Annotated in this window: 17 protein-coding genes; all 17 read right to left on the reverse strand. The window is 50.6% G+C overall.

Annotated elements, in window-relative coordinates; all coding sequences use genetic code 11:
• Nucleotides 1-9: 9 nt before the first annotated feature.
• Nucleotides 10-1,125 (reverse strand): LptF/LptG family permease, encoded by a 1,116-nt coding sequence (locus AC1EK1_RS05100; RefSeq protein ID WP_480305944.1) that lies wholly within the window; start codon nt 1,123-1,125, stop codon nt 10-12.
• The gene (gene tgt / locus AC1EK1_RS05105; RefSeq protein WP_480305945.1) at nt 1,122-2,255 is read right to left on the reverse strand and encodes a tRNA guanosine(34) transglycosylase Tgt; all 1,134 of its coding nucleotides are present in this window, start codon (nt 2,253-2,255) and stop codon (nt 1,122-1,124) included. The genes AC1EK1_RS05100 and tgt overlap by 4 nt, the downstream gene beginning before the upstream one ends.
• An 86-nt stretch (nt 2,256-2,341) precedes the next feature.
• Nucleotides 2,342-2,752, reverse strand: a complete 411-nt coding sequence (locus AC1EK1_RS05110; protein ID WP_480305946.1) for an START-like domain-containing protein — start codon at nt 2,750-2,752, stop codon at nt 2,342-2,344.
• Between the two features lie 130 nt (nt 2,753-2,882).
• Nucleotides 2,883-4,604, reverse strand: a complete 1,722-nt coding sequence (locus tag AC1EK1_RS05115) for an alkaline phosphatase (protein ID WP_480305947.1) — start codon at nt 4,602-4,604, stop codon at nt 2,883-2,885.
• A 551-nt stretch (nt 4,605-5,155) separates the two neighbouring features.
• Complete coding sequence (gene mfd / locus AC1EK1_RS05120) at nt 5,156-8,521, reverse strand: transcription-repair coupling factor (protein ID WP_480305949.1); 3,366 nt, start codon at nt 8,519-8,521, stop codon at nt 5,156-5,158.
• A gap of 90 nt (nt 8,522-8,611) precedes the next feature.
• Nucleotides 8,612-9,346 carry a YebC/PmpR family DNA-binding transcriptional regulator gene (locus AC1EK1_RS05125; RefSeq protein ID WP_480305950.1) on the reverse strand — a complete coding sequence of 245 codons (735 nt, stop codon included), beginning with the start codon at nt 9,344-9,346 and terminating at the stop codon, nt 8,612-8,614.
• A gap of 20 nt (nt 9,347-9,366) precedes the next feature.
• Nucleotides 9,367-11,829: a phenylalanine--tRNA ligase subunit beta gene (gene pheT, locus AC1EK1_RS05130; RefSeq protein WP_480305952.1), complete on the reverse strand. Its 2,463-nt coding sequence runs from the start codon at nt 11,827-11,829 to the stop codon at nt 9,367-9,369.
• Between the two features lie 229 nt (nt 11,830-12,058).
• Nucleotides 12,059-12,907, reverse strand: coding sequence for a hypothetical protein (locus AC1EK1_RS05135; RefSeq protein WP_480305953.1), 849 nt, complete (start codon nt 12,905-12,907; stop codon nt 12,059-12,061).
• A 3-nt stretch (nt 12,908-12,910) separates the two neighbouring features.
• Nucleotides 12,911-13,927: a glycosyltransferase family 2 protein gene (locus AC1EK1_RS05140; protein ID WP_480305954.1), complete on the reverse strand. Its 1,017-nt coding sequence runs from the start codon at nt 13,925-13,927 to the stop codon at nt 12,911-12,913.
• A gap of 24 nt (nt 13,928-13,951) precedes the next feature.
• Nucleotides 13,952-15,283 carry a tRNA (N(6)-L-threonylcarbamoyladenosine(37)-C(2))-methylthiotransferase MtaB gene (gene mtaB / locus AC1EK1_RS05145; protein WP_480305955.1) on the reverse strand — a complete coding sequence of 444 codons (1,332 nt, stop codon included), beginning with the start codon at nt 15,281-15,283 and terminating at the stop codon, nt 13,952-13,954.
• Nucleotides 15,280-16,611, reverse strand: coding sequence for a dGTP triphosphohydrolase (gene dgt, locus AC1EK1_RS05150; protein WP_480306095.1), 1,332 nt, complete (start codon nt 16,609-16,611; stop codon nt 15,280-15,282). Before dgt ends, mtaB begins: the two co-directional genes overlap by 4 nt.
• 1 nt (nt 16,612) lies before the next feature.
• Nucleotides 16,613-17,302 carry an SIR2 family NAD-dependent protein deacylase gene (locus AC1EK1_RS05155; RefSeq protein WP_480305956.1) on the reverse strand — a complete coding sequence of 230 codons (690 nt, stop codon included), beginning with the start codon at nt 17,300-17,302 and terminating at the stop codon, nt 16,613-16,615.
• Between the two features lie 2 nt (nt 17,303-17,304).
• Nucleotides 17,305-19,542 (reverse strand): GH92 family glycosyl hydrolase, encoded by a 2,238-nt coding sequence (locus AC1EK1_RS05160; RefSeq protein ID WP_480305957.1) that lies wholly within the window; start codon nt 19,540-19,542, stop codon nt 17,305-17,307.
• Between the two features lie 151 nt (nt 19,543-19,693).
• Nucleotides 19,694-20,140, reverse strand: coding sequence for a DUF6078 family protein (locus AC1EK1_RS05165; protein ID WP_480305958.1), 447 nt, complete (start codon nt 20,138-20,140; stop codon nt 19,694-19,696).
• A gap of 355 nt (nt 20,141-20,495) precedes the next feature.
• Nucleotides 20,496-22,631 carry an ATP-dependent Clp protease ATP-binding subunit gene (locus AC1EK1_RS05170; protein WP_480305959.1) on the reverse strand — a complete coding sequence of 712 codons (2,136 nt, stop codon included), beginning with the start codon at nt 22,629-22,631 and terminating at the stop codon, nt 20,496-20,498.
• A 59-nt stretch (nt 22,632-22,690) separates the two neighbouring features.
• Nucleotides 22,691-23,356 (reverse strand): cytidylate kinase-like family protein, encoded by a 666-nt coding sequence (locus AC1EK1_RS05175; protein WP_480305960.1) that lies wholly within the window; start codon nt 23,354-23,356, stop codon nt 22,691-22,693.
• 170 nt (nt 23,357-23,526) lie between these two features.
• Nucleotides 23,527-24,624: a redox-regulated ATPase YchF gene (ychF, locus tag AC1EK1_RS05180; protein ID WP_480305961.1), complete on the reverse strand. Its 1,098-nt coding sequence runs from the start codon at nt 24,622-24,624 to the stop codon at nt 23,527-23,529.

Below are 24,624 nucleotides of genomic sequence, written 5' to 3' on the forward strand. Positions count from 1 at the left end.
GGAGGAGGGTTAGCGTGGGGCCTTTAGATAGCAAAAAAAGGCTATCGGCATAAAGATCAGGTTGGGAAGCCAGGCGGCCATAAGAGGAGCCAACGCACCGCTCACGGCATAGGAGGTGGAGATCATGAAGAGTAAGATGTAGCTAAAGGACAATAGCAGTCCGATGGCGATATTCAGCCCAGTTCCTCCCTTTACTTTTCGGGCACTCAGCGCTACCCCTATGAGCGTAAGGATAAAAGCCGCAGGGATGGACGCAAAGCGTCTGTGAAACTCTACTTGAAACGACTGAATGTTTCCGACGCCTCTTTTTTTCTGTTTCTTGACATAGTCGTAGAGTTCTCCTGTGGTCATCTGATCTCCTCCCTGCCATGCCACTACCAAGTCGCTAGGTGTGATGAGCAACATAGTGTCCAGCACATCTCCGGAGCTGTTTTTTTCCACCAGGCCCTCAAAGTCTCGGATGTGGTAGTCGTGTACTGTCCAGTGGTAAAGGCTGTCGTAGGTGATGGTCTGCCCAGTCATTCTGCTGACCAACTTATTTTCGTCGTACTTCTCAAGCGAAAAGTTGTAGCCGGTGTTGTCGTCCGACTCGAACGTGCTAAAAAAAGCTACCTCCCCCGGAGCGACCATCACTTGCAGATTCCGGTCCGTGACGACTTTCATGTCTGGAAATACATAGGTGTCTTCAAAGCTAACCCGATAAACATTCAGCTTGGGGATGATTTCGCTGGAAAACAAAAAAGAGACAGTCGCCACTATCCCGGCCGATACCATGTAGGGAAAAAGAAGACGCTTGAAGCTCATGCCCGCAGCCTGCATCGCAATTATCTCGGATCGTGCCGCTAGTTTGCTTGTGAAAAACACGACCGACAAAAAGATAAACAGGGGGGTCAGAAGTATCGCAAAGTATGGGATAAGGGCAATGTAGTATCGGAGAATGACGAGCCTGCTGACCTCAGGATTTAGGATAATGTCTAGCTTTTCCTGTATGTCGATGGCTACGATTATGGCCATGATCAGGGAGAGCGTGAAAAGGAAAGTCCCCAAGAAGCGACCGATAATGTACCTGTCAATCCTCTTGATGCCGATCTTTCGGCACCAGTCATCCCAGCGATTCTTTCTCATAGTCGTTGGGATAGCGCAGGAAGTACGCTGGCTTTCCAAGTAGTGTAGTCTCCTGCCAAGATATGCTCGCGAGCCGTACGGACTAGATCGAGATAAAAGGCAAGGTTGTGAATACTGGCAATCTGTAGCCCAAGTATTTCATCGCTGTGTATCAAGTGACGAACGTAGGCACGTGTGTACATGTGATCTACTCGACTGGTTCCTTGGGGATCTAGGGGGGTGTGGTCGTTGCGCCATTTTTGGTTGCGCATATTTATAGTTCCTTGCCAGGTGAAGAGCTGTCCATTGCGCCCGTTGCGAGTGGGCATTATACAGTCAAACATATCCACGCCACGCTCGATTCCCTCTAGGATATTTGCAGGTGTGCCCACGCCCATCAGGTATCTTGGCTTTTCTTTGGGAAGTACGTCATTTACCACCTCGATCATCTCGTACATCTCCTCGGTCGTTTCTCCGACGCTTAGCCCGCCAATCGCATTTCCGTCCGCTCCATAGTCTGCCACTCTCATTGCGGCCTCGCGACGTAGCTCGGGGTAAACACACCCTTGTACGATAGGAAATAGGGCTTGGTTATATCCATATAGTGATGTGGTCTTTGTGTGAAAGTGGCTCCAGCAACGATCCAGCCATTTCATGGTCAGGTCTAGTGATTTGCGAGCGTAACGGTAGGAGGCATTTCCCGGAGGACACTCGTCAAAGGCCATGATGATGTCTCCACCTATACTACGCTGAATCTCCATTACCTTCTCCGGAGTGAAGAGGTGTCGGCTGCCATCGATGTGGCTCTGAAAAGTAACCCCCTCCTCCGTCATCTTGCGTCTGTGCGCCAGTGAGAATACTTGGAAGCCACCACTGTCGGTGAGGATAGGACCGTTCCAAGCATTGAACTTTTGTAGCCCACCGGCTGCTTCCAGTACGGCTGTCCCGGGGCGTAAGTATAGATGGTAGGTATTGCCAAGGATAATCTCTGCTTTGATATCCTCTCTTAGCTCGTGCGCATGCACCGACTTTACCGACCCCACCGTACCTACTGGCATGAATATGGGGGTGTGTATGTCGCCATGTGGCGTATGTAAAATCCCCGCTCTTGCTTGGGAGCCGGGGTCGCTCTTTAGTATGTCAAATTTCATGGCCACAAAATTACTCAAAAGCTCCCGTTGAAAAAAGGCCCTTGTGTGCACCTTTTGCCGGGCTCTTGCTTTGCATGAGTGGCGACTTAGCCGATGCCGAGGGTTGTCCGGAGACGATCGATGTGCTTTTCCCAAAGAGCGCTAAGTGTATCTGTCTCCATTGATAGATCGTGGTCTTCGACTAGGAGTGAGACTGTCTGGGATAGTTCGGTGGTGACGATTTGCATTCGAATGTAGCTTTCGGGGTCGTCTTCCCAGTTCCACTGAATGTAGATTCCGTCTGCGGCATCTGTGATCATTGCTTCCCGGTCATCTCCTTTGTCATCCCAAAACACATGCACGCTCACACCTGTAAGGTCGACATGGGGAGCAAACCACTCGGATAGTCCTCGAGAGCTGGATATTTGGTTCCAAGTACTTTTGGCCGATGCTCCGTCCAGTAAAAACTCGCCTCTGAAGCCGACTTTTTTTGTGGTTATGGTTGTCCGTTGTTTCATAGTTTTGTTGGTTTTTCTTTACCTCCACAATATACAGATTCATTTGAATAAAACCTAAAACGAAAAAGGAAGGCACCAAGCCTTTGGGCTGTGGTCCCTTCCTTGGGTAATGGTTGCAAACTCTGCTCTGTTACTTGATTAGCTTAACAAGCTCTGTCGGGATATAGAGTTGGTTAGTCTTGTCCATGTAGACGGTTGTGAGGGGGAGACGGTGTTCAACTCCGTTGAGGTAAGCCACGTTGCGAAGTGCGGGAACGACCAAGGTCTTTTTGCCGTTTTTGACAGTCAGCACCTTATCTGTGCCTTTGTCTCCGTTCAGGGTGTATTTGTAGCCCTTGAAAACCTCCGAGTGGGGAGCAAAGTATTTGTGCGATAGGTCGACCATGTTGTCTTTTAACCCAATGATGGCTCGGATGTAGTTGTGCAGGTCGATATTGGTATTCATCCCGTAGAGTCTCTGGTCGGGAGTGGTCGCGTACGAAGCGAGGAAGACTTCCTCTCCCGTGTGCCCAAAGGTGGTAAATCCGATGTGCATGTGTTGGTTGTACAGTGCGGCAATGTATCCCTCCAGAGTGTTGGGGTAGGGGTTGGCTTGTAGCTCGAGGTAGGCTTTTTCGCTGAGGAGGGTCTCGGGATCGGTGGCTGTTTCTTTGGCTTTCTTTTGTAGTCCGATATGCCTCAGGACCTTTAGAATTTCCACCTGTGTGTCGGTCGGGGTGATCGTTGACTCTTTTTCAAAAACTTGTGCGACTTGGTCTTCCGGGGTTTCGAGGAGAATATTCTTGAGGCCCCAGGATGTTTTTTTGATATTGGTCAGTGCGCCAAAAAGGTCGCGGTATGAGGTCTCGGCATATTTACCTCCGAGGCTTCGTCGGCCTATGCTTAGGCCACTGTTGCCGTGGTCAGCGGTGACTATGATTGTGGTGTTGCCGTCCTTTTGGGCAAAGTCCAGTGCTACGGCGAATGCTTCGTCAAAGGCGAGCATCTCGGTTGCAACAGCCACGGCATCGTTGGAGTGTGCGGCCCAGTCGATCTTGCTACCTTCAATCATTAGGCAAAAACCATTGGGGTTGTTTTGGTTGAGATGGTTGATGGCCGCCTTAGCGAGCTGTGCGAGTGAGGGAACTTTGGCTGGGTCTCTGTCAAGGTCGTAGGTGACATCTCTGACTCCGTAGAGGCCCCACACTTTATCTTCCGGGGCATTTAGAGCACTCATGTCGTCTCGGTAGAGCTTGATGCCGTCTTTTTTGAGGTAGCTCTCTATCTCGGGGTTCACGAGGGCTGTTCCACCGGCGTAGAGTACTTCTACTCCATTTTGGGCGAGCTGTGGAATCAGGTATTCATAGCTGTTGCGACGGTAGTAGTGACTCATGCAGTCGGCCGGTGTGGCGTGGCAAAATTCCGATGTGGCTACGAGTCCCACGCGTTTGCCCAGTCCGAGTCGTGCAGCTTCGAATGCCGAGACTACCGGCCGATACGCCATTTCCGGCTCCAGTGGAATCAGGTCATGGTCGGTGCTTTGGGGGTATGTACCCACAAATCCGGCCATGCTTGGTACACCGTTCATATATGAGCTGGTTGTCGGTGCTGAGTCTCCGATCGGGGCATCGGAGCAGTAGGTCAGTATGGTGCCACTGAGGTAGGGATCAAGGTTTAGGTGGATTTTGTCCGGGTTTTGGACACGCTGATACCACCTACCGAGGGATACAGCGCTGATGGAGGTACCATCGGCAATCATCACGATGATGTTTTTGGTCGGCCGTATGTGGTCAAACTTGTTTCCTGCGTAGACGCTTGGCGTCAAAAAGTGCACTGCCAGCAGGAGGAGCAGTAGTCGTGTCGTTTTGAACATTTCCTTTGTGGGTTTTGAAAAGATTTGTGTTGTGTCCCGGCTTTTGGCCTTTGTTCCCTTTTGGCCGAAGGCCATTCTCCGGTACTGGCTTGTTTATGATGGTTCTTGTCGTGAGTAATTAGTTGTTTATGCCTAGTTGGGTGGGGACGGTTGCCTTCTTTATTTGTGGTACCCGAATTGCTACCCAAGATACCAAAAACTAACTTTTTTACATTCTTCTGCCTTGAAACTTTGCACTCCGAGGCGGAGACTTTGGTCTCAGAGGCTAAAACTCCAGTCCCATCTGATGAGACTGTAGTTTCATACGGAAGAAACTGTAGTTTCATGCGGAGGAAACTGTAATTTCATACGGAGGAAACTGTAGTTCCCTAGGTGGAAGCTGTCGTACAAAGCTCTAGAAGGGAATGAGCGAGGGAAGCTGTTCAGGTGGATGAGGGTGTGAGGGTGTGAGGTTTGCCTTTGATTGATCCACTTTGTGAGTATTAGGATAAGGACTCAGCCACGTATGTGTGACTGAGCCGTATGAGTTGGGTCGAGAATAATGCTCTCTTTTAGTCGATTTCGGGTCTGGAAATCAGTTTTTGGACGAGGTCGTGTGCTTCTTTCAGGCTGTTTACGTTTTTCATGGTGATGCTCCGTGAGCCGTTTTCTTCTTTGAAGTGTACTCTGCCTACCAGGGTTGTGCCTGCGTTGTTGAGAATGTTTCTGAATATTGGGCTCTGGAAGTATCTGCTCTCCGGATCTTGTACCAGTGTGAGGATGAGTGTCTTGTTTTTTAGGACAAGCCGCTCGATTCCGGCCTTTTTGCCCAGCATGCGGAGCTGTACGACGTTGACTAGCTCTAGGGCTTCAAGTGGAGGGGAGCCGAATCGGTCTTTTAGCCTGTCAAGGTAGGCTGTCAGCTCTTGCTCGGTGGTTAGGCTGTCCAGTTCTTTGTATAGGCTGATCCGCTCGTTGTCACCGGGTACGTAGGTGGCGGGGAAAAAGGCGGGCATGTCGGTGTCGAGTGTGGTCTCGTAGACGTAGTCTTTTTGTGCAGAAATGCTGGTGGTGCTGCTTTTTTCATCGGTGTCGAAAAGGTCTGCAAATTCATCGTTTTTGAGCTCCAAGACAGCCTCCTCCAGTATTCGCTTGTAGGTCTCGTAGCCCAGGTCAGCAATGAAGCCACTCTGCTCTGCTCCGAGTAGGTTGCCAGCTCCTCGGATGTCGAGGTCTTGCATGGCTATGTGGATGCCACTGCCGAGTTCGGAGAAGGTGGTGATGCTTTCAAGGCGTCTTTTGGCGTTGGGGGTGAGGTCGCGTAGGGGTGGGGTGAGGAGGAGGCAGTAGGCTTTTTTGTTGCCTCTGCCGACACGCCCTCTCAGCTGGTGGAGATCGCTGAGCCCAAAGCGTTGGGCATCGTTGATGATGATGGTATTGGCGTTGGGAACGTCGATGCCGTTTTCGACAATGGCTGTGGCTAGGAGGATGTCGTACTCGTGGTTCATGAAGGCGAGTAGGACTTTTTCCAGCTCTTTGGTGGGCATTTGTCCGTGGCCTATGCCGATGCGTACACCGGGTACGGCTCGGCGTAGGTCATCAGCGATGTCATGGATATTGTGTACCCGATTGTGTATGAAGAAGACTTGCCCATCTCGTGCTAGCTCGGCATTGACGGCTTCGGCGATAACTACCGGGTCGTAGACGGTGTGTTCGGTGCGAATGGGGTAGCGGTTGGGGGGGGGGGTCTGGATTTTGGAGAGGTCACGTGCCCCCATGAGCGAAAACTGAAGAGTACGCGGTATGGGGGTGGCAGTCATAGTGAGGGTGTCGATGTGTGTGCGTGCCTTGCGCAGTCGCTCCTTGACGGCTACTCCAAACTTTTGCTCCTCGTCAATGATCAGCAGCCCCAGATCTTTGTACTCCACGGTCTTGCCGGCTAGTGTATGGGTGCCGATGATGATGTCGATCTTGCCGGCTTTTAGATCCTCGAGTAGTACTTTTCGTTCCTTGGGTGTTTTGCTCTGGCTAAGGTACTCGACTCGGCAAGGAAAGTCAGCGAGCCTTTTGACAAACGTGCGGTAGTGCTGGTAGGCGAGGACTGTGGTTGGGACCATCACGGCGACCTGCTTGCCGTCGGTCACGGCTTTGAAGGCCGCTCGGATGGCAACTTCCGTTTTGCCAAATCCGACATCGCCACAGATGAGTCGATCCATGGGGATGGGTTTTTCCATGTCTGCCTTGACTTGGGCGGTTGTCTGCTCTTGGTCCGGTGTGTCTTCGTACTGAAAAGAGGCCTCCAGCTCTCTTTGGAGAAAGGAGTCCGGACTGTAGGCAAAGCCCTTGACTTTGAGTCGCTCGGCATATAGCTTGATGAGGTCTCGGGCGATGTCCTTGACCTTTTTTTTGGTGCGCTCTTTAATCTTATCCCAGGCACCGGTGCCCAGCTTGCTCAGAGTGGGTGCCTCTTCGTTGTCTTTGCTCTTGTACTTGGAAATGTGGTGCAGGGAGTGGATGCTGACGTAAAGGCTGTCGCCTCCCTTGTAGTTGAGTCGGACCATCTCCATGGACTTACCGTTTTTTTCCACAGTAAAGAGGCCACCAAAGGTGCCTATCCCGTGGTTGGCATGTACGATATAGTCACCGTATTCAAAGGTCTTTAGCTCCTTGAGCGTAAGGGCGGAGGCTCTTTGTCGGATCCGGTCGCTCTTGAGCTGGTAATTATGGAACCGTTCAAATATATTGTGGTCCGAGAAGAGTGCTACGCGGAGCTCATCGTCCACAAAGCCGGCGTGCAATGTCGGCAGTATAGGGAGGAAGGTCACGCCTTTGTCTTGATCGCTAAAAATGGACTTCAGCCGATCGATCTGGCTTTTTTGGTTGCTCATGATGGCTGTGTCATAGCCTTTCTTTTGGAGACCGAGTAGGGTGTCGGAGAGGATGTCGAAGTTTTTGTGAAAGAGCGGCTCGGGACGCTGAGAAAAGGGTATTTCAAGCCAGTCACCTTTTCGGTCGAGGGGGATATCTTGAGCGAGAATTGATCGACGGCTCAGCTCGCTGTGTACGCTCTCGGGGGCTTGTAGCATGGCTTGCATCTCCTCCAGTGTGGCAAAAAGGTTGTCCTCGGGGTGTACCGGGGGCTGAGTGAAGAGCTCCTCCAGTGTGGAGTCCAGGAAGGAGAGCTGTGGAATGAAGATCCGATACACCGGTGGAAGTATGGAGAGAAGCGAGACGGTCGGTGTCGCAGTGTCCATGGCTGCCAATATCGTGACCTCTTCGAGGGTGTCGTGTGAGAGCTGTGTCTCGGGATCAAAGGTGCGAATACTCTCCACCTCGTCCCCAAAGAAGTCTATGCGGATCGCCTCCTCTTGGGCAAATGAGAAGATGTCAATGAGACTTCCTCGGACGGCAAATTGCCCGGGCTGATAGACGTAGTCAACCTCCTCAAATCCTAGATCCCAGAGTTTTTCCCTAAATGGTGCACGCCGGATCTCCTCGCCCACTCGTATGATACGCTTGCGCTCGTCGTGTGTATCTGCATCCGGGATCAACTCCATCAAGGCCGCAGGAAAGGTGACGATAATCTGTGGCTGAGTCCCCGAACGAAGTGCATCGATTACCTGAGAGCGGAGTACCTCGTTGGCGGCATCCCTCTGACCGTAGCGGATCCCTCTTTTGTAGAGAGAGGGCATGAATACAACCTCCGAGGTCTCTTGTTGGTCAGCTAAGGCAACCAAGTCGCTGAAGAGATAGCCGGCGGCATCTTCATCCGGCGCAATGCAGAGAAGAGGAGACTCTAAGCTTTTTAGCACCAGCGCCGGAGCAGAGCCATGCAAGCCTGATAGCTGTATGCGTTGATGACTTAGTTGTCGTTTGAGCTTGTTTAGAGTCTTGGTTTTTGAGAAATGACTTAGGAGGTCAGGGAGAGTGTTCAACATCTTTTTTATTGAGAGAAGCTCAAAAAGTAGGTGGGTACTTTTTGAGCCTCTCAGAGCTAAAATATCATTGATACTATCGGTACGAGGAGATTAGTTGTTTTCCTCGCTGTCATCAGCCATGTTGGTAAACACGTTTTGCACATCATCATCATCTTCCAGTTTTTCTATTAGCTTGTTGATGGATTCGCGCTCTTCCGGGGTTACCTCTTTCGTGTCTTTAGGTATTCTGACAAAGTCAGCCGAGCAGATTTCGTACCCTTTACCTTCAAGGGTGGTTTGGATGTCTCCGTTGGATACAAAGTCTCCCGTAATGACGAGCTCACCATCCTCGACTTCAACCTCTTCCACACCGTAGTCAATTAGCTCAAGTAGCAACTCGTCTGTGTCTACGTCCTGTCCTTTGAGGTCAACGTGGAAGATTACGTTGTGGTCAAAAAGGAACTCCAAGCTTCCGGTCGTCCCGAGGTTTCCACCATACTTATTGAATAAGCTCCGAACATTTGCAACGGTGCGAGTAGTATTGTCCGTCGCTGTTTCGACAAATATTGCGATACCATGAGGCCCATATCCTTCGTAGTTCATCTCTTTATAGTCCGAGAAGTCCTTTTCGGTTGCTCGCTTGATGGCACGATCAACATTGTCCTTGGGCATGTTTTCTTTTTTGGAGGTTTGGATCAGGACTCTCAGGCGTGGGTTGGTTTCAGGGTCAGACCCTCCTTCTCTTGCCGCTATGGTAATTTCTTTACCTAGCTTCGTAAAGGTGCGGGCCATATTGCCCCAGCGTTTTAGTTTTCTCGCTTTTCTGTATTCAAATGCTCTTCCCATTGGATGGTGTTGTTCTTTGTTTATCTTAGTTCGGCTCCTAGCTCGCGATTGAGAGCGGAGTAGATTTTGTTCATAGTTTTATCAATGACTTTGTCCGATAGTGTTTGGTCTGTATCTAGGAGGGTAAAAGCTACGGCATAGGATTTTTTGCCCTCTGGAAGGTGGCGCTTGTCCTCGTACACATCAAAGAGCACAACATTCTGTAGCAATTTACGCTCAGCCTCCCTAGCCACTCGGTCTACCTCGGAGAATGGGATGTGGCTATCCAATACAAGCGCGAAGTCTCTCCTTACTGCCGGGAAGCGTGGAATATCCTTGATTTTTGGCGTGCGATCCAATACCCTCTCTAGAAGATTGTTCCACAAAACTTCTGCATAAAAGACAGGTGTGTTAATATCGTGAAGCTCCAGCATACTGTGGCTGATTACGCCCCATCTGCCTATTTTCTTTCCACCCTTGAGTGTCAGCTCCACACCTTTTTCAAAGAAGGAAGTGTCCTCGATTTGTGTAGCCTTGTATTCTCCACTAGATAGACCGATGCGTCTCAGAATATTGTTCAAAACGGCACTTAGTTCATATGGGGTTTGCTTTTTGCCATAGGTACACCAGTTGTCGGACAAGTCGTCCCCTGTCATCCATAGTGCAAGGGTATAGGTCTCTTCATAGCCCTTGAGGGGTTGAGATGCGCATTCGTCTGCTTTTCGGTAAGTGTTTCCGAATTCAAAGAGCCTCAGGTTGGTCGCCTTTCTCTTGAGATTGTACTCTACTGTCTCCAGCCCACCATGTACCATACTCATACGCAGAGTGGATAGGTCTGCAGATAACGGATTGAGGAGTCGAATAGAGTGTTTGCTTTCTTCGTCCGACTGATAGTACTCTGCTTTTGAAAGTGAATTGTTGAGTATCTCGTTGAACCCTGAACCGACGAGCTGTTCGCTGATGACTTGTTGCAGTCGCATACTTTTGTCGGTGTAGCCCTCCGGCGAAATGGTACTAGTCAGAGTGTTGGTTATCGGCACTTCGTTGTAGCCATAGATTCTCAGAATATCTTCGATTACGTCAACATCTCGGGTGACATCATATCTATAGCGTGGAACTTTCAAGCTCAATGCATCACCTCTGTCTTCCGTTACTTTGATCTCCAAGGCATTCAGTATCTGCAAGATTTTTTCCTTGGAAATTTCTACTCCGATCAGTCTGTTCGTTTTGGATAGCGATAGCTCTACCTCATATGGTCCCAAAACATTGGGATAGTAGTCGTAGACATTGCTTGCCACTTGTCCTCCAGCGACTTCTTGGATTAGGTCAACCGCACGCGCCAGAGCATAGGGTACTACCTCAGGATCCAATCCTCTTTCGTACCTAAATGAGGCATCTGTATTCATGCCGTGCCTTCGGGCTGTCTTTCGAATATAGGTCGGGTGAAAGGTTGCGCACTCCAAAAAGAGGTCCGTGGTTTTGTCCGTAACCCCTGAGTCTATCCCCCCCATGACTCCGGCGATGCACATGGGACCATGGTCATCGCAGATACAGAGGTCTGCCTCATTGAGCTCCTGCTCGGTGTGGTCTAGTGTGACTATTTTCTCTCCTTTCTTGGCCAAGCGCACGTGTACGCTTCCACCTCTGATGGTAGCGAGGTCAAAGGTGTGGAGGGGTTGGCCGATTTCTTGGAGTATATAGTTGGTGACATCCACCACATTATTCACAGATTTTTGTCCGATCAGCTCTAGTGCTCCTCTGAGCCAGTCGGGGCTTTCGCCCACCTTTACCCCCTTGATAACCACCCCCGTATATCGGATACAAGCTTCCGGGGACTCTACCGTGATCTTTATAGGCTCTCCCGTTCCCTTGATCGTGGAGACTTTCGGCTTGTGTAGCTGTGTCTCGTAGCTATGAGTTGAGAGGTATGCGTAAAGGTCTCGCGCCACACCATAGTGGGATGCTCCATCAATGCGGTTTGGGGTAATATCTACCTCAATGATTGCATCTTCTTTGACTTCAAAGTACTCTGCTGCAGGTAACCCAGCCGGTAGATCATCCGGCAAAACCATGATTCCATCGTGCCCACTGCCTACACCGATCTCGTCTGCCGCACAAATCATGCCATAAGACTCCTCACCTCGGATGCGTCCTTTCTTTATCGTAAAACTTTCCTCTCCACTGTACAAGACGGTCCCAATGGTTGCTACCGGCACGGTCTGACCTGTGGCTACATTTGGTGCTCCGCACACGATTTGTATTGGTCCATCCGGAGTAAGCTCCGGGCCAAGATCAACTGTGGTGATGCTTAGATGATCTGAGTTGGGGTGTGGTATACAGGTCTTTACTTTGCCTATTACGATCCCCTTTAGCCCCCCTTTGATACTTAGGTGCTCGGTGACAGTCCCTACCTCCAATCCGGTAGAGGTAAGGATTGCACCGATCTCTTGCGGAGAGAGATCTGTGTCTATATACTTTTTTAGCCAGCTATACGATACGTTCATTGCTCTGTGATCTGGTGGTACTTGTATGCAAGTGAGAGGTGCTAGTGCCTTAGGTCACTTTCACCTCGGTTCTTGTCACAAAGTTAGCTTAAAATTTTTCATTAGTCAAGTTAGTAGTATCCCCATGCGCTAAGGAAGGGTGGGCACTGCAATATCTTGCGCAGTGGGGCTTTTAGAAAGGCAGCACCGACTTTGTCATCAGAGCTGTCCTTTGTTGTGCATAGATGTCTCAGACTTTGGCTAGATTGTAGCGCAGTCGGCGTTGTTCATGCTTGTTTAGGATATCTTCCATATCTTTTATGGAAACATAGGTGCTAAAGTAGTCGTAACACCCCTTGATGGCTGTGCGTTCTTTTTGAGAGAGTACAAAGCTATGCTTCTTTTCTCCTGTGCCACTGAAGAATGTGACTCGGATAGGAGTGGAAATAGGGATTGTTGCGATAAATGCAGCAATCCGTTTCCCGGCATCGGTGGATAATGTCAGTCGCTCAAATACAAGGTTGTCCGATGTGAAGCGGTAGTTTCGTCCACCTTCATAGGGAATCGTGTCACTTGACACGTAGGTGTCGCCTCTTGTCTCCAATGCGGTGATGTATTCAATTCTTTGGAGCTTTCGAGAGGCACATCCGGCAATGAGTTGCAGTCGTCCGTTGTGCTCCAAGTAGGCATCAAGGAATGGCTGTCGGGGATTAGAGGAGGCGTCTAGTCCTTTGTATCTTAGTATTGTTTCATCTGGCAGATCGGGATAGCTGAGCTCGCTAAAGTCTCGATGCATTTTCTCTAACGATTGCACTGCCTCTTCGAGCATTGGAGCTACCCTGGCTGAGTCCGCAGTGCTTTTTGCGAACTTTACTTCCTGGGAGAGTGCCAAGGCCCTTTGCCGCTCTTTTATGAGTGTAGGGTAGGTCGTATGTATGCTGTCCAATAGCTGAATGGCGATATCATAAGCTCCATTCGTGTACTCAATATGTGCCTTTTCAAGCAATGAGTGTGCTGCTTTTTCTTCAGGTGAGGAGCAGGCGTTGAGTGGTAATAGGATTGCGAAAAGTACCGGTATTAGGATCCAGCGAGTATTCATGTATTAGGGGTGATTCTTTAATTGGTCAAAGTGGTGCTCCTTTCGAAAGTGGTAGCGAAACAACACTGAGTGAGGGTACAAGTTTTTATAGGCGACGTAACGATTGACTTTCACATGTATTGGTGTTGGTCGAGTCATCAGAAATGCCTTCCATGCTTTTGCTACCGACCAAGCACTTTGAGGGCCTTGGGTAATAAGAAAGTAAATCATGGCAAGCAGGTCAAGGAAGAACCTACAGAAAAGGGTCAGAAACCGAACCGATTTTGGAAGGTTTTTGGCTAAGACTTGAAGATTGTTTCGGTAGTTGAGAAATGTTTTTTGGGGATTAGCCGCATCCAGTGAGGCGCCCCCATAGTGGTACACCGTGCTTGCCGGCACTACAAAGAGAGAGTAGCCCATTGCCTGAAGTCTCCAGCAAAGATCAATCTCCTCCTGATGTGCAAAAAAAGAGGGGTCAAACCCTCCGGCACTAAGGTATAGCTCACGGCGTATAAGCATACAAGCTCCGCTTGTCCAAAATACAGGCATGGGGGACAGACCGTATTTGCCGGAATGTTGTTCCAGTGTGTCGAAGATTCGACCTCTGCAAAATGGATAGCCAAGATAGTCTATATAGCCACCAAGAGCACCGGCGTACTCAAGCATGTGGGGGGCACGGTCAGAGAGAATGCATGGTTGTACGGCTGCTATGGTAGAACTATGGTCCAGTAGTGCTACCAGAGGCTCTAGCCATTGTTCGGTGACACGCACATCGCTATTGAGGAGGAGTATGTATTCATACCCTTCGGCATATCGAATGGCACGGTTGTAGCCTTCTGCAAATCCGTAGTTCTTATCCAGTGCAATTGTAGATACACCTAGCTCACTGAGGTAGTCCATTGACTCATCTGTACTTCCATTGTCTGCAACAATCACATCTGCCAACTCTTGTGTTGTGTATTTAAGTACAGTGGGCAGGTATCGTTGCAGAAGTGCGAGACCATTCCAGTTTAGAATAATTACCGCAACTTTTTTCTTCATAGCCTCCGTTGAAAATTGATACTTTCAGATGAGTCGTCCCTCAAGTACCTGGGGGTCATCGAGTGTTCTTGAAGACAAAAAAACGGGTCGAACCTCTCCTTGTAAGTCGGGCTGACAAGGAATGCGGACTCGGACATAATTTTCTGTAAAGCCATACAGGTAGTCTTTGTCGTGTGAGTGTTCAATAAGCATCTTCCGTGTGGTCCCCAATTGTGAGTCGTAAAATGCCCGTAGCAACTCTTCGCTCAGTGCAAGTAACCGCTGCGACCTTAGGTGCTTTTGCTGTGGCGGTACGATGTGGTTAATCTTGAGGGCATCGGTACCCGGTCGTTCGCTGTAACTGAAGACATGTAGCTGGGTCACTGGTAAAGTGCTGATAAAGTCATAGCTCTCTTGAAAATACTCCTCTGTTTCACCACGAGTACCAACAATCACATCTACTCCGATGAATGCATCAGGCATCAACTCTCGTATGGCCGAAACTTTGTGTGCAAAAACATCTCGCTTGTAGCGTCTGCGCATGAGTTTTAGGACAGCATCGGATCCACTCTGTAGGGGAATATGGAAGTGTGGAACGAAATGCTGCGAGTGTGCGACAAAGTCAATCACCTCATCAGTGATTAGGTTGGGCTCTATGCTGGAAATCCGAAAGCGCTCAATCCCCTCTACTTGATCTAGTGCGCGTATAAGACCCAGAAATGATTCTCCTGTGCTCCGACCGAAGTCTCCGACATTTACTCCGGTAAGGACAATCTCCTTACCTCCCTCTTGCGCTACCTTTTCGGCTTGGTGTACAAGGTCTGCTATGGCGCCGTTGCGACTGCGCCCCCGAGCCATCGGGATTGTGCAATAGCTACAGCTATAGTCGCATCCGTCTTGGACTTTGAGGAAGTGTCGTGTCCGTCCCTCGCGTGACACCGATGGAGCAAACGCACGGACATCACCAATCGGACTGTGAAGGATATGTCCGCTACCATCAAGTACATCTCCTCGTTTCATTTGTTGGACGTACTGTACCAGATCCCCTTTTTGTCCGGCTCCAAGTACAAGGTCCACGCCCTCTATTTCTGAGATCCGCTTCGGATCAAGCTGAGCATAGCACCCCGTCACCACAATCTTGGCGTTCGGATGCTGTCGATGAATTCGCCGAATGAGTTGCCGACACTTTTTATCTGCCACCTCGGTCACGCTACAAGTATTGACTAGGCAGAGATCTGCTTGCTCCCCATCCGAGGCTGTAATCATTCCAAGCTCGTGTAGAGCTTGGGCAAGATGACTGGTCTCGGCAAAGTTGAGTTTGCACCCGAGGGTATAAAAAGCTACGCGTTTGTTTTCAAAAAACTGGCTGTCTATCATATGGCAGGAAGACTCATTCCGGTGAACTTTCTGTATAGATCCAACGCATAGACATCTGTCATGCCACTGATATAGTCAAGCGCAGACTGTATCTTGCCATAGAGTGTGGGTCTAAACATATTGTACTGCTCGGGAATGCGAGAAAACCACAGTTTAGAGTAGGCTTTTTCCGGATTGATCTGTGCATCGATGAGAGTGTCGAGTATGAATTCAAAGATTCTGAAGCCGGCAAATTCAATGTCCAACACCTCTTTGACAAAGTAGATCTTGTCAAAAGCCACCTTTCGAGCATGCATGTAGGCATCTCGTATAGGGGCATCCATGGACTGGATCAGACTCTTGTCGAGCGTGCCGGCAAGGATCTCCTTTTCGTGTTTCTTGAAGGTTGCAACTGTGGCACGAACAAGTACTCCTATCGCACAAGAGCGGTAGTAGGCGACAAGTTCATTGGTATCGTACACTCGTTTCTCTATTTGCTGAGCATGCTCTTGTTCGGCGTGGGTCATGAAAGCCAGCATGAGCTCCTTGACTTCGGAAAATGTCAGGATCTTGAGTTTGAACGCATCTTCCAAGTCCATGATCTGATAGCAGATGTCATCTGCAGCCTCTACCAAGTAGACAAGGGGGTGGCGGGCAAATCGTAGTGGCTCATTGGGTCCGGACAGTTGCTTTATATTTAGGTGTGTGGCGATTCTTTTATAGGATTCTTCTTCCGTGGCAAAGAATCCAAATTTTCCCTTACCTTCCGAGCAAACGGAAGTATAGGGATATTTTACGATGGAGGATAGTGTGCTGTATGTTAGGGCAAAGCCCCCCTCCCGTCTTCCTTGGAATGAGTGCGCCAATAGGCGAATGGTGTTGGCATTGCCTTCAAAGGCCGAGAAGTCCTCCCAGCGTCCTCCTTCATCCCGGACTTGTTGCTCCCATCTAGCCCCTTTGCCTTCTGTAAAATAGGCCGTTATGGCTCGTTCGCCGGCGTGTCCAAATGGAGGGTTGCCCATGTCGTGAGCGATACAGGCTGCTGAGACGATTGCCCCTATATCCGAAAAATCAAACCACAGATCCGGCTCTCTCTCCTTGAGGTGGTGTCCGATCTCTGTGCCGAGTGAGCGACCGATACAGCTTACTTCCAAGCTGTGCGTAAGCCTATTGTGGACGAAGACTTGGCCCGGAAGCGGGAAGACTTGCGTCTTGTTTTGCAGCCTTCTAAATGGTGCGGAGAATATCAAGCGATCATAGTCTCGCTGAAAGTCAGTCCTATTGCTCTGCTTTTGCTCATGGTGTTCGAGTCCAAATCGTCGATCACTGATGAGTGAGCTCCAAGTCATATCAGACATTTCGTAGTCTTCTTGTGAGTTCTTGCATTCCTTCCGAGGCAGTCGCTGTGATTTGCTCAAAGCCCACAGCGGATCGTACCGGCTTGGGGTCGATCACATAGCACGGGATATTGGGCCGAGTGATCGAGGTCAGACCGGCAGCCGGGTAGACGTTGAGGCTACTGCCAATGACCACAAAGATGTCGGCCGATCGTGTCGCCTTGATGGCGGCATCCATCATAGGGACCGGTTCGCCAAAGTAGACGATGAACGGCCGTAGTAGATTGCCCTCTTTGTCTGTGGCGTCAGGCGACATCTCCAGTTCCCCGTTGGGCAAGTCGAGGGGGATGTCCGGGCGATCCATAGTGCAACACTTCATGAGGTTGCCATGTAGGTGAATAACGTGGCTGCTACCGGCCTTTTCGTGGAGGTTGTCTATGTTTTGGGTGATGACTGTGACCTCGTATTCCTTTTCTAGATCAGCTAGCAACCGGTGTGCGAGGTTGGGTTGGCAAGTTACGCACTGTTTGCGCAGCATGTTGGCAAAGCGTACTACCATTTCCCTATTTCTCAGGAGTGCGTCATGTGTCGCTACCTCCTCTATTCTGTAGTTTTCCCACAGACCGTCCGAATCTCGGAAGGTACTCAGTCCACTCTCGGCGCTTATTCCGGCACCGGTTAGGGCGACAAGTTTTTTCTTCATTATTACCATTTATTGGGTTGATCTCCCATGTAGATATCTAGGCGTCCTCCCGTCGCTATCTCTTCGTAGTCCAGCCAGCGTTTGTTGAGCGGATTGCCGTTGAGTTCTATCTTTTGGATATATACGTTTCGGTCGCTGTTGTCGTGGACTCTTATCTGAAAGAGACCGTCTCTCACACTCAGGTCTGCCGCATCAATGATGGGAGAGCCAAAGAAATACCGCCCACCGGCAGGCTCCGGCTGATAAAAACCCAATGCCGACAGGATATACCACGCACTCATCTGCCCCACATCCTCATTACCACTCAGTCCATCGGGTTGGGCATGGTAAAGATCGTTCATCACACGTCTCAGGAGTGGTGCGGCCTTATCCTGATGTCCCAGCATACTGTAGAGGTACAGGATGTGGTGGCTTGGCTCATTGCCATGCGCAAATTGCCCAATCATTCCGGAAATGTCCGGTGACGTGTTTTCGCCGGCAATTTCACTAGGTACGGTAAAGAGGCTGTCCAGCTTTTCCAAAAATAGCTCTTCGCTCCCAAAGAGGCTTACGAGCCCCTCAACATCGTGGGGAACCAAGAAGGTGTACTGCCAGGCATTGCCCTCGCAGTAGTCGTCTTCGCGGTGGTTGGAGAAGAAGGGGTTGAAAGGGGTGTTCCACTGCCCCGTGGCACTTTTGCCCCGCATGAAGCCCGTCTCGGGATCAAATAAATGCTTGTAGCTTTGGCTTCGATCGAGGAAGTAGTCATAGTCCTCAGTGTGTCCCAGGCTCTTGGCAACCTTGGCCACAGCCCAGTCCGCCAGAGCGTATTCCAGATCGTAGGCGACACTCTCGGCCATTTTGTCGCAAGGGATGTAGCCGTATTCTTTGCGGAGGTCTTGTCCTCTCTCATCGAGCATGGCACTATTCTTCAGCGCAGTGTAGGCCCTCTCCTTGTCCTTGACATACCCCTTGAGGATAGCATCGGCAAGCACGGGTATCCCGGGGTTGCCGACCATGGTGTTGGTCTCGTTGGCATAAAAGTGCCATACCGGGAGCTTCCCTTGCTTCTCATATATGCTGAGGAGGGTGCCGACCATGTCTTTCATTAGGTCACCGTGGATCAGTGTCATCAGTGGGTGAGCGGCTCGGTAGGTGTCCCAGAGCGAAAAGGTGGTACGTGTCACAAATCCTGGGTCGGAGTGCACCTTTAGGTCCGCTCCCATGTACGATCCATCCACATCCGCATAGACTGATGGCGCAATCATAGTATGGTAGAGTGCGGTATAAAAGACACGCATCGTCTCCTCACGCTTAGCTGTCATCCGAATCTTGCCCAGCTCTTTGCGCCAAAGGTCGGCTGCCTGCGCTTGGGTATGCTCAAAGTCCCATCCCTGTAGCTCGGCGACCATATTGGCCCAAGCGGCCTCGATACTTGTCGGAGAGAGAGCTACTTTTACGAGTACTTGGCGGTTGGCCTCCGAGAGATTGGCACGGGCGTACAGCTCTGTTCCTTGTCCCTCGCGACTCTGTGCTTTCCCGTCAACGGTCACTTCTAGGTCACTGATGGGCTCGGAAAACTCGGCCGCAAAGTAGACCACTTGGTCCTTTGCCCAGCCCGTACTCCTGCGGTAACCCTCTACCTTGTGGTCGTCCACTTGTCGGATCAATACATCGGTAGGGCGGTCCCAATTACCACCGTTGACTAGGTCAATGATGACCCCCGGAAGCTCAGCATCTTTGGGAAAGGTGTACTTGTGCAACCCCACGCGAGTAGTGGCCGTCAGCTCCACATCTATCCCGTAACGCTCCAGGTGCGTGCTATAGTATCCTGGACGCACCACTTCACGGCTGCGGACGGAGTAGCTCCACTGGCCACTGCTTGGGTCAGCCTCTGTGCCACGTCCCGGTGTTACTTCGCCCGTGACCGGCATCACCGTCAGGTCCAGCAGGTCACCAATCCCGGTACCACTCATGTGGGTGTGCGAAAAACCAATGATCGTGCTATCCGAAACATGGTAGCCACTGACCCAGTCCCACCCCTCAGGTATTCCGGTAGGCCCTAGCTGCACCATTCCCCACGGTACGCCCGCACCGACGAAGACGTGTCCATGTCCGCCAGAGCCTATCCAAGGGTCGACATAAGTGAGTGGGTCCGCCGGAAAATCCGGTACCTCCTCGCCCTTGCGTCCCGAGCAGCCGACAGACAAGCTGAGAAGTGTGATCAGTGAAAGCAGGGTGGTTGCCAAGTTTTTTTTCATATCGTGTAGTGTGAGTGTGTGAAAGATCCGCAGACTTCTTGTTTTTGTGGGTCAAAGATAACGCTTTCCGTAGCGACACAAAAATGTGACCGATGCCGAAGATGACCGGTCACAGTGCAATGTGTCCACAATGGACGCTCCACTCCCGCCGTTATTCCCAAGTGATCAGTAGCTCGTATCGGTCAAAAATAGCCTCCATATCTCCGTTGTATCCATAGTCAAGGAGGACACTGCGTAGCTCTTCTTGCTCAGCGGGAGAGATGGGTAGTCTGCCACCTTTTTTGCGGTAAAATGTAGACTTGGAAAATCTAGATGTCAAGTACCTCGTGCAGGCATCGTAATTGGTATGGCTAAGGCTGTTCATTGCCTTCGAAAATCCAAAAGCGTAGCGTTCTGGCTGCTCGGACTGAAAGAATTTGCACCCCTCACCTTCTCTGTGGCTTGGGTGGCTCCTGTTGATCTGCATGTAGAATTGCTTCTCCTTGAGGGCCTCAGGTGCAATGAGTGCACGGAGGCAGTTGTTGCGCTTGGGGCAAGTTTCGGAGGTACAGATTGAATAAAGATCCGGAGGTGTGGTGTTGCGTGCTGTAGATAGCATAATAATTTAAGGTAATAAAGTTAGGACAGTAGTTTGTTGTCCTTAGTTCTTGTTTGTTAAGTGGTGGGTTATTTTCTGTCACAAATGTACTACTCTTTTTACAGGTAGACGACTTGTTTTAGTCCATTTTTGAGAAAACATTGGTCCCATCGTATGAGACTGTAGTTTCTACGGCTTGGAACTGTAGTTTCTACGGACTGAAACTGTAGTTTCTACGGACTGAAACTATAGTCTCATAGGAGGCTTTAATCTAAAACGGAAGCGACTGCAGTCTCCTAGTATGATACTGCAGTCGCTTCCGAGTGGCATGGCATTCTTTCGCTTGGTGCATGTGCCGATGTTGTGAGATAATGTACTAGCTCTCCAAGGGAGTTAGCTTGAGAGTGGTGTGGTCGCTATTGACGCTCAAGGTGTAGGACCCGTCTCGGTGGGCTGTTTCGTCGAGTAGGGCTTGGGTAATCACCTCCTCTACGTACATGGCGATAGCTCTCCGTAGAGGGCGTGCTCCGAGGGCCGGGTCGTATCCCTTTTCTGCCAAGAAGTCTTTTGCCTCCGAGGTGAGGGTGATGGTCATGCCCATCTCCCCAATCCTCTGATTGAGTGCCTCTAGCTCAATATCCACGATGTCTCGGATAATGTCCGGCGTGAGGGGGTTGAAGGTGACGATGCGATCAATGCGGTTGAGAAACTCCGGGGAGAAGGCTTTTTTTAGGGACTTTTTGATCACCTCTTCAGAGAGCTTGTGGAGGTCCGCCTGCTCATCGCGGAAGCCGATGCCTGCACCAAAGTCGTTGAGCTGGCGTGTGCCGACGTTGGAGGTCATAATAATGATGGTGTTTTTGAAGTTGACCTTTCCACCATTGCTGTCGGTGAGTATGCCATCGTCAAGCAACTGGAGTAGGAGGTTGTGCACATCGGGGTGTGCTTTCTCTATTTCGTCAAAAAGGATGACGGAATAGGGGCGTCGACGTACCTTGGCGGTCAGCTCTCCACCCTCGTCATAGCCTACATATCCCGGGGGTGCTCCGATGAGTCGCGACACGGTGTGTCGTTCCATGAATTCGCTCATGTCTACCCGGATCATGGCCTCTTCTGATCCAAAAAGCTCTCGTGCCAATTGTTTGGATAGGTGGGTTTTGCCGACTCCGGATGAGCCGAGAAAGAGGAAGGTGCCAATGGGGCGTGACGGGTCTCGTAGCCCGATCTTGTTTCGTCGGATAGCGCCAGACACGGCTTCTATGACGTGGTCTTGCCCCTTGACTTTAGCTTTGAGTCGGTCGGAGAGTCCGGCGAGTGAGGTAAGGTCGTCTCGGGTGAATGATGAGACCGGTATTCCACTCGATAGGCTGACGATGTGCTCGACTGTGGCGACATCCACACTGACCGGAGCTTCTTGGTACTTGCCGGCCTCGAGGTCTTTTTTGAATTGATCCAGTCGACTTGCGTATTGCTTTTCTTCGTCTCGGTATCTAGAGGCATCCTCATAGTTGCCGTCCTTGACGGCTTGGAGTTTTTTTTGCCGTGCGGCTTGGATCCGATCTTCGTAGATGGAGAAGTCAATAGGCTTTTGACTATTCATGTAGGCATAGGCCCCGGCCTCGTCCATGGCGTCTATCGCTTTGTCAGGGAAGAAGCGATCCGTGACGTACTGATCGGTGTAGCGGACGCAGGCTCGGAGTGCATCGTCGGTGTAGAGAACGTGGTGGTGCATCTCGTAGGTGGGCTTTAGCTTTTGGAGAATTTTGAGTGTCTGCGAGCTGTCCGGTGCCTCAATGGTCACTTTTTGGAATCGGCGGTCCATGGCGCCGTCTTTTTCGATCGTCTTGCGGTACTCCTCCGGAGTGGTGGCTCCGATGCAACGGATCTCACCGCGCGAAAGGGCGGGCTTGAGGATATTGGCAGCGTCTAGGCCCCCTTGGCTGTTGCCTCCGCCCATGAGGGTGTGGATCTCGTCTATGTAGAGGATGATGTGTGGGTTTTTTCGGAGCTCGTCGATCATGGTTTTCATACGCTCCTCAAATTGTCCTCTGTACATGGCTCCGGCGACGATGGAGGCTAGATCTACGGAGATAATCTTTTTGTTGAGAAGGAAGAGGGGAACATCGTTGTTGACAATTTTTTGTGCCAGTGCTTCAACAACAGCGGTCTTGCCTACGCCGGGGGCGCCGATCAGGAGGGGGTTGTTTTTGCGCTTGCGTGCTAGTATCTGTGCCACTCTGTGGAGCTCCTCTTCCCGTCCGTATACGGGGTCAAGCTTGCCGGCTCTTGCCAGGTCATTGAGCGATACTCCGTACTTGTCGAGTGTCGGGGTGTCGTTATTGCTACCACTCCGGTCCGGCTCCTTGGGTGTAGGGCGAGTGGTCTGTGCGTTTGTGCCACTGGCCTTGCCTGTGCCGGCTAGCTCATCGTACTCACTGAGGTCCTCCGACTCCGGAGTGTTGACAGCCATGCAGACCGGTCGGTGGAGGGAGGACTTTTGGGGTATGTTCATGTTGTGTTGTGAAGGCATTGGGGTCTGATTGTTTTCTAGTGTTTTGTCTCAGTGGCGGTCTATGCTGTTGGAGTCCGTTTGTCGGGAAATCCGAGTTGTCGGATCAGATCCGCCACCAGACTAACTGCATAATCTATGCCAAAAAGCGACAACTTTAGGGAAAGATCGTAGCTTTCGGCCCTTCCCCAGTGTCCTCCCGTGTAGTAGTTGTAGTACTCACGTCGCTCTTTGTCCAACTTCTCCATAATCTTTCGGGCACCGTCTTCGTCGGAGACATCCTCAATTCGCTCCTGTATCCTAAGCATACGGTGTTGCTCGTCATCGGCGACAAAGATGGACAAAAGGTGTGGGTGGTCGCGTAGGACAAAGTCGCTGCATCGGCCTACAAAGATCGCAGAGCTTTTTTGGGCCAGCTCACGGATGGTATCCGCCTGCATGCGAAATAGGTTTTCGTTGGAGAGGTAGTTGTCGGTGTAGACGAAAAACGAACTCGGGACCGTGAAGCCGGCACCGTAGATCATAGGAATGTCAAAGTTGTTGCACTCATCTATCCGCTCAAAAAGCTCACGACGGATATTGGCATCCGCAGCGGCTTGGTCCAATATGTTTTTGTCGTACATCGGAATACCCAGTCTCAGGCTTAGTGCTTTGGCAAACTCTGCCCCTCCACTTCCAAATGACCGGCCAATACAGATGGCATAGTTGTTTTGTCCGAATTCCTCCATGGTGTCTCTTTTCTATTTTGATTGGTAGACCAAGGCTTTTGTCGCCCTAGGATTGACAAATGTAGGCAAAATATGGTTCCCGTCCGATCTCTGCCTTTATTGAAGCAAGAAAAAAACGACAGAAGAGCCCCAGAAGGCTCCTCTGTCGTTTTTGGGGGAAAACAATGAACCTAGACGTTGAATCTGAAGTGCATGATATCTCCATCCTCCACTACATAGTCTTTTCCCTCTACGCTCAGCTTTCCGGCTTCGCGCACAGCTTGTTCGCTTTTGTAGTGGATGTAGTCGCTATACTTGATGACCTCTGCTCGGATGAACCCTTTCTCAAAGTCCGAGTGGATCACACCGGCGCACTGCGGGGCTTTGCTCCCCTTGTGGTAGGTCCATGCCCGAACTTCTACTTCACCAACGGTGAAGAACGTCTCTAGGTCGAGCAGAGCATAGGCTGAGCGGATAAGGCGACTCACGCCACTCTCCTTGAGCCCTACTGCCTCGAGAAACTCCTTTCGCTCCTCGTATGTGTCGAGTTCGGCAATGTCACTCTCGGTCTGTGCGGCTAGGACAAGTACTTCCGCATTTTCGTCAGCCACGGCGGCCTTTACGGCATCAACATACGCATTGCCACTTACAGCGGAGTCCTCATCTACGTTGCAGACATAAAGAACCGGTTTATTGGTCAGAAGAAAGAAGTCGCGGGTGAGCTTTTCCTCCTCCTCGGATAGATCCACGGTACGAGCACTCTTTCCCTCGGACAGTGCCATATGGTAGCGCTCCAGTAGTTCGTACTGTATCTTGGCATCTTTTTCGCCAGATTTTGCTTGACGCTCAACTTTTTTCATTCGTGTCTCTATCGTCTCAAGGTCTCGGAGCTGAAGCTCGGTGTCAATGACCTCTTTGTCTCGCACGGGGTTGACGTCACCGTCTACGTGGGTGATATTGGGGTCATCGAAACAACGGAGTACGTGTATGATGGCGTCTGTTTCTCGAATATTGGCAAGAAACTTATTGCCCAATCCTTCACCTTTGCTTGCCCCTTTTACCAGCCCTGCGATGTCTACAATCTCCACAGTTGTTGGGACGATGCGTTGTGGGTGGGCTAGATCCGCCAGTTCGTTGAGCCGATTGTCCGGGACAGTGATGACGCCGACGTTGGGCTCAATGGTACAAAAAGGGAAGTTGGCAGATTGTGCCTTGGCGTTGGAGAGACAGTTGAAAAGTGTCGACTTGCCGACGTTGGGCAGTCCTACTATTCCGCATTGGAGTGACAT

It is taken from the genome of Porphyromonas sp. C0026D3, from assembly GCF_056590775.1.

Coding starts and splice junctions, on each gene's coding strand:
- AC1EK1_RS05100 (WP_480305944.1), bottom strand. CDS start 1,125: ATGAGAAAGAATCGCTGGGATGACTGGTGCCGAAAGATCGGCATCAAG.
- tgt (WP_480305945.1), bottom strand. CDS start 2,255: ATGAAATTTGACATACTAAAGAGCGACCCCGGCTCCCAAGCAAGAGCG.
- AC1EK1_RS05110 (WP_480305946.1), bottom strand. CDS start 2,752: ATGAAACAACGGACAACCATAACCACAAAAAAAGTCGGCTTCAGAGGC.
- AC1EK1_RS05115 (WP_480305947.1), bottom strand. CDS start 4,604: ATGTTCAAAACGACACGACTACTGCTCCTCCTGCTGGCAGTGCACTTT.
- mfd (WP_480305949.1), bottom strand. CDS start 8,521: ATGTTGAACACTCTCCCTGACCTCCTAAGTCATTTCTCAAAAACCAAG.
- AC1EK1_RS05125 (WP_480305950.1), bottom strand. CDS start 9,346: ATGGGAAGAGCATTTGAATACAGAAAAGCGAGAAAACTAAAACGCTGG.
- pheT (WP_480305952.1), bottom strand. CDS start 11,829: ATGAACGTATCGTATAGCTGGCTAAAAAAGTATATAGACACAGATCTC.
- AC1EK1_RS05135 (WP_480305953.1), bottom strand. CDS start 12,907: ATGAATACTCGCTGGATCCTAATACCGGTACTTTTCGCAATCCTATTA.
- AC1EK1_RS05140 (WP_480305954.1), bottom strand. CDS start 13,927: ATGAAGAAAAAAGTTGCGGTAATTATTCTAAACTGGAATGGTCTCGCA.
- mtaB (WP_480305955.1), bottom strand. CDS start 15,283: ATGATAGACAGCCAGTTTTTTGAAAACAAACGCGTAGCTTTTTATACC.
- dgt (WP_480306095.1), bottom strand. CDS start 16,611: ATGACTTGGAGCTCACTCATCAGTGATCGACGATTTGGACTCGAACAC.
- AC1EK1_RS05155 (WP_480305956.1), bottom strand. CDS start 17,302: ATGAAGAAAAAACTTGTCGCCCTAACCGGTGCCGGAATAAGCGCCGAG.
- AC1EK1_RS05160 (WP_480305957.1), bottom strand. CDS start 19,542: ATGAAAAAAAACTTGGCAACCACCCTGCTTTCACTGATCACACTTCTC.
- AC1EK1_RS05165 (WP_480305958.1), bottom strand. CDS start 20,140: ATGCTATCTACAGCACGCAACACCACACCTCCGGATCTTTATTCAATC.
- AC1EK1_RS05170 (WP_480305959.1), bottom strand. CDS start 22,631: ATGAACATACCCCAAAAGTCCTCCCTCCACCGACCGGTCTGCATGGCT.
- AC1EK1_RS05175 (WP_480305960.1), bottom strand. CDS start 23,356: ATGGAGGAATTCGGACAAAACAACTATGCCATCTGTATTGGCCGGTCA.
- ychF (WP_480305961.1), bottom strand. CDS start 24,624: ATGTCACTCCAATGCGGAATAGTAGGACTGCCCAACGTCGGCAAGTCG.